Source organism: Pseudomonas sp. ZL2, assembly GCF_054788455.1.
On record NZ_JBGOGX010000054.1, the window covers coordinates 1 to 12,968 of the forward strand.

The 12,968-nt window shown below is 64.5% G+C and carries 10 protein-coding genes; 4 read left to right on the top strand and 6 right to left on the bottom strand.

The features are described 5' to 3' along the window. Positions 1-107: 107 nt before the first annotated feature. The 6 genes from fes to ABM562_RS24895 form a co-directional block, all read right to left on the bottom strand. Complete coding sequence (gene fes / locus ABM562_RS24870; RefSeq protein ID WP_460423685.1) at positions 108-1,703, bottom strand: enterochelin esterase; 1,596 nt, start codon at positions 1,701-1,703, stop codon at positions 108-110. Positions 1,704-1,710: 7 nt separating this feature from the next. Then, complete coding sequence (locus ABM562_RS24875; protein ID WP_134061509.1) at positions 1,711-4,125, bottom strand: TonB-dependent receptor; 2,415 nt, start codon at positions 4,123-4,125, stop codon at positions 1,711-1,713. A 69-nt stretch (positions 4,126-4,194) separates the two neighbouring features. Next, the gene (locus tag ABM562_RS24880) at positions 4,195-5,163 is read right to left on the bottom strand and encodes a FecR family protein (protein ID WP_115085543.1); all 969 of its coding nucleotides are present in this window, start codon (positions 5,161-5,163) and stop codon (positions 4,195-4,197) included. After that, the gene (locus ABM562_RS24885) at positions 5,156-5,695 is read right to left on the bottom strand and encodes an RNA polymerase sigma factor (RefSeq protein WP_115085542.1); all 540 of its coding nucleotides are present in this window, start codon (positions 5,693-5,695) and stop codon (positions 5,156-5,158) included. The genes ABM562_RS24880 and ABM562_RS24885 overlap by 8 nt, the downstream gene beginning before the upstream one ends. A gap of 77 nt (positions 5,696-5,772) precedes the next feature. Continuing rightward, positions 5,773-6,411, bottom strand: coding sequence for a LysE family translocator (locus ABM562_RS24890; RefSeq protein ID WP_115085541.1), 639 nt, complete (start codon positions 6,409-6,411; stop codon positions 5,773-5,775). A 69-nt stretch (positions 6,412-6,480) separates the two neighbouring features. Beyond that, on the bottom strand, positions 6,481-7,551 hold the full coding sequence (locus ABM562_RS24895) for a glycerophosphodiester phosphodiesterase (RefSeq protein WP_115085540.1): 1,071 nt from the start codon (positions 7,549-7,551) through the stop codon (positions 6,481-6,483). A gap of 112 nt (positions 7,552-7,663) precedes the next feature. Between ABM562_RS24895 and ABM562_RS24900 the strand changes: the two genes are divergently transcribed. The 4 genes from ABM562_RS24900 to ABM562_RS24915 all read left to right on the top strand — a co-directional run bounded on the left by ABM562_RS24900 (position 7,664) and on the right by ABM562_RS24915 (position 12,929). Next, positions 7,664-8,686, top strand: a complete 1,023-nt coding sequence (locus tag ABM562_RS24900; protein WP_115085539.1) for a DUF4917 family protein — start codon at positions 7,664-7,666, stop codon at positions 8,684-8,686. 86 nt (positions 8,687-8,772) lie between these two features. Further along, positions 8,773-9,312: an RNA polymerase sigma factor gene (locus tag ABM562_RS24905; protein ID WP_115085538.1), complete on the top strand. Its 540-nt coding sequence runs from the start codon at positions 8,773-8,775 to the stop codon at positions 9,310-9,312. Then, a complete protein-coding gene (locus tag ABM562_RS24910; RefSeq protein ID WP_115085537.1) occupies positions 9,309-10,262 on the top strand; it encodes a FecR family protein in 954 nt (317 codons plus the stop codon). The genes ABM562_RS24905 and ABM562_RS24910 overlap by 4 nt, the downstream gene beginning before the upstream one ends. Before the next feature lie 114 nt (positions 10,263-10,376). Next, the gene (locus tag ABM562_RS24915; protein WP_460423696.1) at positions 10,377-12,929 is read left to right on the top strand and encodes a TonB-dependent receptor; all 2,553 of its coding nucleotides are present in this window, start codon (positions 10,377-10,379) and stop codon (positions 12,927-12,929) included. Positions 12,930-12,968: the final 39 nt, after the last annotated feature.

Below are 12,968 nucleotides of genomic sequence, written 5' to 3' on the forward strand. Positions count from 1 at the left end.
GGCGGAACCGAAGTCGCGGGGCAATGGTGCTGGGGGTGGAAATCGCATCGTGGGGCAAGCCCGCTCCTACAGATGGGTAGGAGCGGGCTTGCCCCGCGATCGAGCCATTACCGGAGCTGACAGGCCTCGGGCGCTTGCGCAGCCTTGCCGATCAAGCTGATCAAGCCACACGGCAGGCTGCCCCGCCACTGCAAATAATCATGCCCGGCCGGGTACTCGACCTGCTCCACTGCATAGCCTTTGGCCAACAGCACATCACGCAGATGGCGGTTGGTGTCGAGGATTTTCGGTCCTTCGAACAGGCCCGACTGCAGGTAGAAGCGCAGCGGCTGCTTAGGCGACTTGACGTATTCGCGGGTGAGCCAGCCCGGCTCCTCGCCCTCATGCCCCCACCAGTAGGAACCGGACATGCTCAACACATTGCCGAACAGTTCCGGGTGCTTCAGGCCCATATAGGCCGAAGCCAGGCCGCCGTAGCTGGAACCGGCGACCACGGTGCGCGCTGCCGACGCCGCCAGGCCTTGCTGGCGCGCCCAGGGCATCAGCTCTTCCGCCATGAAGCGGGCGAACTGCGGGTTGGGCGGCAACTCCTGCTGGCGGCTGAGGTCGCTGGGGTTGGCGATGATCAACGCCGCGGTGGGTGGGATCAGACCCTCGGCGATCAGGTTGTCGAGAATCGTCGGCGTCGGCACCTGGCGGGTATAGGCATGGGCATCGAACAGCACCAGCAAGCCCTGCCCCTTCGCGCCAGCCTGCCACTGCGCCGGCCGGTACAGGTACACATCACGCTCGTTGCCCAGCAGTTTGCTGCTCAGCACCTTGCGCTCCAGGGTGCCACGGGCAATGCCCGGGCGTTCGGCGACCCAGGGCTGCGCGGGCGCTGCAGGCAGTTCCAGGCGCGAGCGCGACAGGAACGGATCACCGCTGCCATCAGCAAAGCGGTTCGGGTTGAGCGGATCGCGCTGGGTGCTGGCGAGGATCATTCGACGATCATCGGACGCCGGGACGTCCGGGGCCATCTGGTAGCTCAGGCGTGCAGACGCAGGCAGCAGATAGCTGCGAAACCACACGTCACTGTCGCCAAGACGTTGCAGCTCATCGTGATTACCCGAGGGCGCGCCGAACACCCGCACGTTGTTCCGCGCACCGCGCCAGAGGAAGGTCACCAGGGACAAGCCAGGCTTGCCCTCCACCGCTTCGACCATCGGCGCGCCCTGTTGCTGACGATCCTTCCAGAAGGTTTCGGTGCTCGCCCCCTGGGCCAGCTGTTGCTGCAACGCCCGCAGGGTCGGGCTCTGCAACGGGGCAGCCGTGCGCTTCTGCGCGCTGGCTGAAATCACCGGCTTCAGGCTTAACGCGTAGGTGGCTTGCGGCCGGGTGGCCAGCGCCTCGGCACGCAGGCCGTAGGCGCCATCGCGATCGGCGATGAAGATGAACTCGCGCGGCTGGTCCCGGCCATCGATCAGCAGCCGCACAGGTTGGCCCTGGGCATCGAGCAAACGCAGGCTGACATCGCCCTGCAGCCGCCCCTGGACCAGATCGCCGGTCTTGAGCTGCACGGTCCAGATTGGTTGTTGCGCCTGGGCAAAGCTGGCGCTGACAGTTTGCCCCGGGTGCAGGATATTGTCGGTTTCCGCCATCGCGTTGCCACTCACGCACAGAGCCAGCGCCAGGGCGTAGCTCCATTGATTGAACGTCTGCATGTTCACCTCAGAAGTCGATACTGGCGGAGAGTTTCAGCGTGCGTGGCTCGCTGACCGTGGCATAACCGTCGTTGAACACCCCGGCCCAGTAGGCGCGGTTCTCGACGTTCTCCAGGCTGGCGCGCAGTACCACGTCCTTGCTGAGGATGCGCGTGCTGTAGCGGCCGCCGAGGTCGTAGCGGGTCCACTGCGGGATTTTCAGGTCGTTGGCGCTATCGAGGTACTGCGAGCTGCTGTGGATGCCCAGCGCGGTCAGGGTCAGGCCCTCGACCCAGGGGGTGTCCCACTCGGCGCCGAGGTTGGCCGACCAGGCCGGCACACCACGGGCGGTGTTGCCATCGAAAGTGCCGCCAGCGGTGCGGGTCAGTTCGGCACGGGTGTAAGTGACACCGCCGAGCAGACGCACGCTCGGGGTCAGCGAGCCGAACAGGTTCCATTCGACGCCACGGTTACGCTGCTCGCCATCGTCGGTGTAGCGATTGCTGGCGCGGTCGAGGAGCATGCTCGGCTTCTCGATCTGGAACACGCTGAGGGTGTGGGTGAAGTCGCCCAGGTCCCACTTGACCCCGGCTTCCATCTGCTTGGCCTTGTACGGGGCGAACTGCTCGCCGTAGTTGGCGGCGGCCAAGTCTGTGACCATGCCGCCCTGGGTCAAGCCTTCGATGTAGTTGGCGTACAGCGACACCGGCGCGTCCCAGGGCTTGAGCACCAGGCCCAGGGCCGGGGTCAGGGCGCGCTCGTCGTAGGCCGGCTTGCTCATCTTCTGCCGCACCCGTTGCGAGCGCACGCCGAGGGTCAGCAGCACTCTGTCGTCGATAAAGCCCAGGGTATCGGCGACGGCGAAGCTGGACAGGGTGTTGTCGCCAGTCTTGTCGCTGGAACCGATGTCGCCGGCAATGATCGGCTTGCCCGGATGGTAGATGTTGGTCAGGTACTTCTTGCTGGTCACGGTGGCGGCGCGGCCGATGTCCTGGTGCAGCAGGGTGGTGCTCAATACCACCTGGTGGTTGACCGGGCCGGTGACGAAGTTGCCGCGCACCCCGGCCTCGGTGGACAGGCTATGGGTGTAGCCGGCCTGGTTGTAGGTCTCGCCGCTGGCATCGCCGTTGGCGCCGGTGACGATCACCCGGGTGCCATTGAGAAAACCCTTGTAGCGGGTGCGCGCGCTGCCGACGCTGGCGTAGGCGCTCCAGTCATCGTTGAGGTCGTATTCGCCGCGCAGCACCACGGCCTTGCTGATCTGCTTGGCCGAGATGCCGTCGAGGATGTTGGTATCCGGTTTCGGCGCCTTGGTGACGTAGCCCAGTTTGCTGAAGCCGGCCATCATCGGGCTGCCGTCCTCAAGTTTTTCGTGGCTCTCGTAGGCATCCAGTTCGAGCTTCCAGCCATCGCCACGGTAGTCCATGCCCAGCGATGCCAGGGTGCGGTCCTTGGACTGCTGGTCGACACCGGTTTCGCCGCTGCCATAGACACCGTTGAAGCGAATGCCGAAGCGCTGCTCGTCACCCAGGCGACGGCTCAGATCGATGTGTTCAGCAACATAACCGTCAGACACGTAGCTGCTGGTCAAACGGGTCAGCGGCGCTTCGCCGGCGCGCTTGGGCACCAGGTTGATCACCCCGCCGACACCGCCGTTGGGCGCCATGCCGTTGAGCAAGGCACCGGGCCCCTTGAGCACTTCAACCCGCTCAAGGAACTCGGTCGGCACGTGGCCATCCGGGGCCAGGCCGTACAGACCATTTAGCGCAAGCTCGGTGGAGTCGAGGGAGTAGCCACGGATCATGAAGTTTTCGTAGGCGTGGCCTTCGCCCGTGCTGAAGCGGATCGACGGATCGTTGCGCAGCACCGCGCCAACCGTGCCGCTTTGCTGGTTTTCCATGTGCTGGGCGGTGTAGGACGTGACGTTGAAGGGCGTCTCCATCACATCGCGATTACCCAGCATGCCCAGCCGTGCGCCGCGAGCAACCTGGCCACCGCTGTAGGCCTCGGGTACGCCGCTGGGGTTGCTGTTGGCGTTGATGTTCAGCTCGCCCAGGGTCAGGGCGCCGTCGCTGTTCAGGCTGCGCAGGATGATCACCCCGTTCTCTTCGCTGGCCACCAGGCCGCTGTTGGCCAGCAAGCGCTGCAAGGCCTGCTGCAAGGTGAACCGGCCCTGCAATGCCGGGGCGCTGCGGCCGGCCAGCAACTGGCTGTCGGCGGCGATGGCGACCCCGGCTTCACGGGCCAGGGCATGCACCGCGGCTTCCAGGGACTGGCCCGGCAGGTTCAGGCTCAAGGCCTGAGCATCGGCGGCCAGGGCGGCGGCGTTGACCGCGCTCAACGGCAACAGGCTGGCGCTACCCAGGGCACAGGCCAGCGCCAGCCGACGCAGGGTACCGGGGAAAGCCACAGGGTGTGCCGGGCGGGCATGGGGAAGCGACATGATCTGTCCTTGCAGAGGTGGGTTCAGCGATGAAGACGGGCCACCTCGCCATTACCCCTCAAAACTTTTTCAGCGCCGTTGCAGGGTGCGTTGCTGTCCATGCTGAACCAGGCTCACCGGGAGGATTTTCGGTAGCGTCTGCAGGAGCATTTCCGGTTGGTCGCTAGGGAAGCTGCCGGTCAGGTGCAGTTGGGCGGCATCAGCGGCCAGCGTCACCGGTTGCAGGGCATAGGCGTTGAGCTCGGCGATCACCTCGACCAGCGGCGCATCGGTGAACGACCACCAGCCACGCTGCCAATGCTGCAGACTCGCCGTGGCATGCGGATCAGCCCTGAGCGGCAGCAAACGGCCTTGCGCATCGAGGCTGATGCGCTCACCGGCCTGCAGTACCTGCGAACCTTCACGCAGGCCTCGCACCTCGACCCGTCCACGGGCCACGGCAATCTGAATCTCACCGCCGCGGTCGCTGACACTGAACGCCGTGCCCAGCACCTGAACCTCGCCCAGCCGAGTGCTGATCAGAAACGGCCGCAAGCGCTCGCGCGCCACATCGAAATAGACATTGCCATGCAGCAAGCGCACCTGGCGCACGCCGTTGCTGTACTCGATGCGCAGGCTGGATTCGGCGGCCAGCAGCAACTGGCTGCCATCGGGCAAGATCTCGCGGCGTGGCGGTTCGGCATGCACGGTTTGCAGCAGGCGATCGAACTGCGGCGTACGCCGCCACAGCCAGCCCAGCCAACTGGCCCCCGCCACCGCCACCAGCAAGCCACCGCCCTGGCGCAGCAGACGCCGACGGCTGATATTGAGCGGTTCCGGGGCCACTGCCGTACGCAGTTGCGGGGTCAGTCGATGCACCAGTTGCCAGCGTTGTTCAGCCTCTTGCCAGGCCCGTTCGTGCTCGCTGCTTTTGCCGCGCCAGCGTTCCAGCTGACCGCGCGCCTGCTGCACCCGTTCGGGGTCGTCGCTGTTCAGCGCGGCGAGGTAGGTCAGGGCCTGCTGCACCTTGCGCGTGGAGACCGGCGAAGACTCAGGCATGCCGCGCCGCCAGGCTCAGCTCGGACAAATCGAACACCGCACGGGCGATGTGCAGCTCCACAGCCTTGGCCGACAGTTCAAGCTCGGCACACACCTGGCGATGGGGCTGGCCGTGCAGGCGCACACGAACGAACACCTCGCGGCGCAGGCGCGGCATGCGCTCGATACGCTCGATCAACTGCTGCAACTGCTCGCGGGCGATGATGATCTCTTCAACGCTCGGGCTCAGCACATCAGCCCGGGTCAGCCAGTCTTCCAGCGCCGCCAATTCGTTGCTGCGCCGTCGGTATTGATCGATGCACAGGTTGCGCGCGGCCTGGAACAGCAAGGCCCGGGCGTTGACCACTGGGGCATTCAAGGCGTGGGCATAGGCCTGGGCAAAGCTCGACTGGGCAATGTCGGCCGCATCATCCGGATTGCGCAGGCGTCCACAGAGGTAGCGGCGCAAGTCGCTGTAGTTGGCCAGCAGATCGTCGGCGACCGCCTGCAAGGCCGGGGCAGCCGCGGTCCAGGGCGTAGAGAGCGAAGTCATGAAGGTCCGGCGTGCGAGAAGGACATGAATAGGAATTCATATCATTCTCACATACCTGTGTAGCCTTCTGCCAGCCCTCAGCTGTTGCGCGGCAACAGGCCTGGCAAGGCGTGCGCCAGGGCATTGACGGCAAAGCCGATGAACATCAGCCCGCAAGCGCGGGTGATCCACAGCTCGTAGCGGGTGTAGACAGTGCGCACGTGGCGGGCGCCGACCACGCCGATCAGGATGACGTAGGCCAGCAAGCCGCCGACAAAACTCAGGGCGATCAGCGCCGGCAGCATCGACCAGTCGAGCGCTTCGGCGCGACTCGAAAGCAAGGCAGTGAAAGTCGCCACCGCCACCGGGTAGGCCTTGGGGTTGGTCAGGCCAAACACCACGCCGTGCCAGAACGGCTTGCGCACCGGCCCCTGCTCACCCTCGCCATTGCCCGGACGGCTGCGCAAGGCCCGCATGCCCAGCCAGAACAGGTACAGGCCGCTGATCACACCGAGGATGTCGAACACCGAACTGCCGATTTGCCGGGCACCGACGATCGCCACCAGCGCGGTACTGCACCACAGCACATCGCCGAGCAAGTGCCCGCAAAGAAACCCCGCACCGGCACGGCGCCCGCGGGTGGCACCAATGCCGAGCACCGCCAGCACGCCGGGCCCCGGGGTAATACCGTAGATAAAACCGGAAGCGAGTACGGCGAGCAGCAGCGAAAAGGTCATCGGGGCAGTGTCCTGAAAGTCAGTGCAAGGCGCGAAGTCTACGGCAGCCGCCTGGCCTCAGCCAGTCTCTCAGTAGCCGTGAGCGCGCAGGATCTGTGCCTCGCTGTGGGCGCTTGGCCGGGCGAAATAGCGCAGCAGCTGGCCGCTGCGATTGGTGAAGATACCGTCGACGCCAGCGGCCATCACCTTGCGAAAATCTACCGCCTCATCAACCGTGTACACATGCACCAGCAGGCCTTTGTCGTGGCTGAGCTGATTCATCCAGGGCTGCACCAGGTCGGCGTAACTCTGCGCGCCCCCCTCGGCAAGTGCCGCCGACGGCCCGGTGCCAATGGCGCCTGCAGCCTTGGCGTAATCCAGCCAGCGCTCGAATTCGGCCTTGTCCTTGGGTTGCTGGCGGGCATAGAAGGCTGCCTTGTCGCTCTCGCCCGACTCGGCGAAGGTTTGCTGCGCGGCCGGTTCGATACTGCCTTTGCCGATCCACAACAACAGAATCTTGGGCACCTGGGGCATTTGCTGGTGCAGCAGCGCCAGGCTGTTGCGGTCGAAACTCTGCAGCACCACCCGGCCCGGCTGGTCGAGCCAGCCACGGGCCTGCAGGCCTTTCCCCAGATCAGCTTCGATGCCGGGAAACAGGCCTGGCACCTTGGTTTCGATGTACAAGCCAGGCTGGCGCTGCGGGTTCGCCGCGGCGATGTCCATGACTTCATCGAGGGTCTGGATCTGCAGGCCCTTGAAGCTTGCCCGGGCGCGCTCGGGATAGGCCTTGTTGAACCAGCTGCCGACATCCAGCGATTTCAGTTCGGCCAGGGTGAAGGCGCTGACCGGGCTGCTCTGGCGTTCGGGAAAACGCTCGGCAACATCGCTGGTACGCAACAGGTTGTCGTCATGCACGGCAACCAGTATGCCGTCGCTGGAGCGCTGCAAGTCCAGTTCCAGGTAATCTGCGCCCAACTCACGCGCCAACAGGTAGGCCGGTGCCGTGGACTCCGGCGCATCATAAGAAGCACCGCGGTGGGCAATCACCGCCGGGTAAGCAATCCCCTGGGCCCTGGCCAGCTCAGCGCCCTGCCCGGCCTCGGCAAGCCCCGCCATCGGCAACAGCGCCAGGCAACACACACGTCCAATAGCGTTGAACATTTTCAGCCTTCCTTTGGTTCACAGCGAATCCAGCATAGTCGCCAACGCTGATGACAGACCGGTTGCATGCTAAAGTCGCCGGCGATTGCCTGCCCTGCCACAGAGATGCCCGATGCCTCACGCCAACCTCGACGCCAGCCTCAACCACTGGCCAGACCTGAACGCCAGTCACCCGTGCAGCGGCCTGCTGCTGGGCAATGGCGCCAGCCGGGCGCTGTGGCGGCCGTTCAGCTATTTCTCGCTGTTCGAAGAGGCCCAGCGGGTGCGGCACAAACCCCTGAGCCTGACCGACCAGGCGCTGTTCAAGTCGCTGGGCAGCGAGCTGTTCGAGCCGGTGCTCAGTGCCCTGAACACCACGGTGCGGATCAACGCCGCGCTGGCGATCAGCGCGTCGGCACCGCTGAACCGCTACTACGCGATCAAGGAAGCGCTGATCCACGCCATCCGCAGCGTGCACGTCCCCTGGCGCATGCTGCCGAGCCAGACCTTGCAGCTACTCAACCGCGAGTTGGGCACCTACCAAAGCGTCTATTCCAGCAACTACGACCTGATCTGCCACTGGGCCGCCAGCCAGGCTCCGGAAGGCTTCCAGCAGTTGTTCGATGAAGACGGCGACTTCGATATCCGCCGCACCCGCAGCCCGGGCACGCGCTTGCTGTACCTGCACGGCGGCCTGCACCTGCTCAAGCAGCAGGACGGCAGCACCCGCCAGCGCAGTGCCACCGACAGCCAGCTGCTCGATGGCTTTGCCGTCAACACACCGGGCGACGTGCCGCTGTTCGTCAACGAAAGCAGCAGCGCCGACAAGCTCAAGGCCATCCGCAGTTCCGACTACCTCAGCTGGGCCCTCGGCGAACTGGCCGGCCATCGGGATGGCTTGTGCATTTTCGGCCAACACCTGGATGGCACCGACCGGCATTTGCTGGAGGCAATCAAGCTGGCGCGCCCGGCGCACCTGGCCATCGCCATCCGGCCCTTGAGCGACGCCTCGATCATCAGCCAGAAGCAGCACTATGTGCAGCGCTTTGCCGATATGCCTGACCTGCCACTGTACTTTTTCGACGCTTACAGCCACCCGTTGGGAACGCCTGGGCTGGAGATCCCGGTGCCGGTACCGATCCGCAAGCGGCGTTAATGGGCGACAAAAACAGGCATGGTAAATAACAATAATTCTCGATACCATTCGCAACCTTTCTCTCCGGTCCGTCCTGGAAAGCTTGCATGCCGCGCCCCAAACCCGACCCTTTTGCCCACGAAACCTGTCGCGGGTTCTATGCCGATATCCTGCATTTTCTGCGTAAGCGCATGGACAATGCCAACGATGCGGCAGACATGACCCAGGACGTGTTCACCCAGTGGCTGGGCTATCGCGACCGGGCGCGGGTCGAGCAACCGCGGGCATTCCTGTTCCAGATGGCGCGCAACCTGCTCAGTGACCACTGGCGCCGGCAGAAGGTGCGCCACAGCGTGCTCGACGAAGACGCCCAGGCCAGCGAACAGACACCGGCCGGCACCGCCAGCGACCCGCTGAAGCATGCCCAGCAGCAACAACGCCTGGAACAATTGAAACTTGTCCTCGCTGAACTCTCGCCGCGCCGCCGCGAAGCCCTTATGCTGCACCGCTTCGAAGGTTTGACGCAGGCGCAGATCAGCGCGCGCATGGGCATTTCCGTGAGCATGGTGGAAAAGCACATCGCCGCGGCCCTGCTGCATTGCAAGCAACGCCTGGACAGTGACAACGGCATGGAGCAGCCAGAATGACCCCCACTCCTGAAATCGATAAGCGCAGCATCGATGCCCAGGCGGCCAGCTGGTTTACCCGTAACCGCAACGACAGCTCGCGTGAATCGCGCAAAGCCTTCGCCCAGTGGCTGCAGCACCCCGAGCACGCCCGCGCCTATGCCCAGTTCGAACAACTCTGGGACGACCTGGCCGCGCTCAAGAGCCTGAACAAACCGGTCGTCCTGCCCAGCCGCAAACCGCTGCGCTGGCGCCCGGCACTGGCCGTGGCCGCCGGGCTGGTCTGCGCCGTACTGGCCGCCAACCTCGGCCTGCCGAGCCGCCATCATCAGCAACAGCTGGCCGTACAGAGCGAACACCCACAGCACCTGGCCCTGCCCGATGGCAGCCAGCTGGATGTCAACGCCCGCACCCGCCTGAGCCTGAACTTCGACAACGAGCGCCGGCTGATTCGCCTCGACCAGGGCCAGCTGTACATCGAAGTGGCTGCCGACAAGGAACGCCCGCTGTTCGTCGATGCCGGCAATGCCCGGGTACGGGTGGTCGGCACCGGCTTTGACCTGCGCCGCGGCCAGCAGGAGCTGGTGGTCAGCGTCGCCCACGGTCAGGTGGCCCTGGAAACCCCGGGCGAGAATCGCCCGCCGGTGCTGTTGAGCGCCGGCCAACGCGCCGTCTATGACCTGGCCCGCGGCAGCCTCAACGTGCAGAACCTGAGCGCTCGGGAGGTGGCCGACTGGCGCAGTGGCCATGTGAGTTTTCGCAACCGCGAACTGGCCAGCCTGATCGACGAACTGGCGCTGTACCGCTCGGCACCGGTGCTGCTCGCTGATCCAGCTTTGGGCCGCTACAAGGTCTCCGGCAACCTCGACGTCAACGACCCCGATGCCTTGCTCAATGCCTTGCCGGCGCTGCTGCCGATCAAGGCTGTGAACCTCGCCGACGGCCGAGTGCGGATTGAACGCAAACCGTAAATTGAGAATATTTTTCATTCGCATGTGAGGGTTTTCCGCAGCCCTGCGTCTTCCTCCCGTCTGCGTAATCACTGCAGGCCTTTTCTGGCCTTTGTTGCCGTATTGGGGGGTTTCATCTTGCGTGCGTTTGCTCCTTTCAAGCCGTTGTCTGTTCGTCCTTCACTGCTGGCCGCGTGCCTGGCCCTGAGCCTGCAGGCCCAGGCCGCGCCGCTGCAACTGAACCTGCCGGCGCAGCCGCTGGCGGCGTCGCTGAGCCAGCTGGCGCAGCAGGCCAAGCTGCAGTTGCTGTTTGACGAATCCTTGCTCAACAGCGTCCAGGCCCCAGCCTTGCAAGGTGCTTACGAACCGCTCGAGGCGATCAGCCAGTTGCTGCACAACAGCCGCTTTGCCCTGGTCAAGGTCGGCAATACCTATGTGGTGCGCCTGCGCGAAGACGACGCCACCGCTGACAACAGCATCCAGCTCGGCGCGGTGAGCGTGGTAGGTGACGGTCAGCAGGTCGACCCGAGCACCGTCGGCCGCTCGACCCTGACCCAGGAAGACATCGACCGCTACCAGCCGAGCAACATCCCCAGCGTGCTGGCGACCCTGCCCGGGGTGAACATGGGCGGCTCGGCCAAGCCTGGCGGCCAGACCATCAACATCTGGGGCCTGGGCGACGCCGAAGACGTGCCGATGACCGTCGATGGCGCGACCAAGAGCGGCTTCGAGCGCTACCAGCAAGGCACCATCTTCATCGAGCCGGAACTGATCAAGAACATCGAGGTGGAAAAGGGTCCGCACTCGATCTACACCGGCAACGGCGGCTTCGGCGGCAGCGTCAACATGACCACCAAGGACGCCCCCGACCTGCTCCAGGAGGGGCGCAACAGCGGCGCCATGCTCAAGTACGGCTATGCCAGCAACGACCACCAGCAGGTCTACAGCTCGGCGTTGTTCGGCCGCACCGACGATGGCCGCATGGACGCCCTGGTGTACCTGACCAAGCGCGACGGCGACGACATGAAGCTGGCCGGCACCCTGCCCGACCCGGAAGGCCGTTACCCGATCAACCCCCAGCGCCTGCCCAACAGTGCCCTGGACCTGGACGGCGCGCTGCTCAAGGCCAACCTGCACTTCAACGACGAACACAGCCTCGGGTTCTCCTGGTCGCGCTCGGAAAGTGAACGCTGGGCACCGTTCTCCTCCACCGCCTACCCGACGCCGCCGACCCAGTCGGACATCAACCGGTTCGGCTACAAGGATGCCCTCAAGCGCTTCCTGGCCAACCGCACGACCACCGACACCACCTGGTCGACCACTTACAAGTACCAGCCGGTGAACAATCCGCTGATCGACCTGCAGGTCAAGTACTCCGAGTCCGACACCAAGCAGACCGACGAGCGTGATGCCACGGCGTTCTTCCAGCCGTCCACCGGCGGGCGCAAGATGGACACCGAGTACCAGGACCAGATGCTCGACGTGCGCAACACCAGCCTGTTCGCCACCGGCCCGCTGGAGCACGCCTTCACCAGCGGCTTGCAGATCCGTCACCACGACCGTGACACACAGATGTGGATGCCCGGCAAAAGCTACGAGATTCCCAAATACAACAACGGCCATTACCAGCCGTACTTCATGCCCAGCGGCACCGTCGACAGCCAGGGCTATTTCATCCAGGACGCCATCACCCTCGGCGACGTGACCATCACCCCGTCGCTGCGCTACGACCACGTCGCCAACAAGGGCAAGCCGAACCAGGCGCCGTACTACACCGTTGCCGAAAACGGCCACGACTACAGCGAGAAAACCTACACCGGCTGGTCGCCGCGCCTGTCGCTGTTCTGGAAAGCCACCGCCAACACCGCCTTCTTTGCCGACTACAGCAAGACCTGGCGCGCGCCGGTGCTGGATGAACAGTACGAAGTCCAGGGGATCGGCAGCCGCACCGCCAGCAGCCGCAACCTCGACCCGGAACGCATCACCGCCCTGCGCGCCGGTAACGTTACCGACTTTGCCAACGTCTTCACTGCCGACGACAGCATGCAGATCCGCACCACGCTGTTTCGCAATGAAATCAAGGACGAGATCTTCAAGGCCACCGGCATCGGCTGCGAAGCACAGCTGGCCAAGGGCGAAAGCATCTCCGATGCCTGCGGTAAAGGCTTGATGTCCAATTACCGTAACCTCAAGGGCGTGACCATCAAGGGCTTCGAGGTCGAAAGCTTCTACGACTCGACCTACCTGTTCGGTTCGGTGTCCTACTCGTGGATGACCGGCCGCCATGAAGGTGCCTACACCAACCCCTGGGGGCCGGACGTCTGGGCCAAGGACATTCCGGCACCGAAGTGGATCACCACCCTGGGAGTGAAGATCCCCAGCTGGGACGCCAAGGTCGGCTGGCAGGCGCAGTTCGTGCGCAAGACCGACCGCCTGCCGAGCGACAACTACCGCGAAGGCCCGGCCAGTGCCCTGGGTGACCGCTACTACGACCACTATGCCAACGACGACTATCAGCTGCACGGCCTGTTCGCCAACTGGAAGCCGCAGCAGCCTTACCTCAAAGGCACCGAGGTGAACCTGACGGTGGATAACCTGTTCAACAAGGACTACCGCTCCGAGCTCAGCGGCGAATACGCCTACAGCCAGGGCCGGAACGCCAAGGTCAGCATCACCCGCTTCTTCTGAGGCAACTGTACGGATGAACTTGTTAGCAACTGTAACAAG

Coding starts and splice junctions, on each gene's coding strand:
- fes (WP_460423685.1), bottom strand. CDS start 1,703: ATGCAGACGTTCAATCAATGGAGCTACGCCCTGGCGCTGGCTCTGTGC.
- ABM562_RS24875 (WP_134061509.1), bottom strand. CDS start 4,125: ATGTCGCTTCCCCATGCCCGCCCGGCACACCCTGTGGCTTTCCCCGGT.
- ABM562_RS24880 (WP_115085543.1), bottom strand. CDS start 5,163: ATGCCTGAGTCTTCGCCGGTCTCCACGCGCAAGGTGCAGCAGGCCCTG.
- ABM562_RS24885 (WP_115085542.1), bottom strand. CDS start 5,695: ATGACTTCGCTCTCTACGCCCTGGACCGCGGCTGCCCCGGCCTTGCAG.
- ABM562_RS24890 (WP_115085541.1), bottom strand. CDS start 6,411: ATGACCTTTTCGCTGCTGCTCGCCGTACTCGCTTCCGGTTTTATCTAC.
- ABM562_RS24895 (WP_115085540.1), bottom strand. CDS start 7,551: ATGTTCAACGCTATTGGACGTGTGTGTTGCCTGGCGCTGTTGCCGATG.
- ABM562_RS24900 (WP_115085539.1), top strand. CDS start 7,664: ATGCCTCACGCCAACCTCGACGCCAGCCTCAACCACTGGCCAGACCTG.
- ABM562_RS24905 (WP_115085538.1), top strand. CDS start 8,773: ATGCCGCGCCCCAAACCCGACCCTTTTGCCCACGAAACCTGTCGCGGG.
- ABM562_RS24910 (WP_115085537.1), top strand. CDS start 9,309: ATGACCCCCACTCCTGAAATCGATAAGCGCAGCATCGATGCCCAGGCG.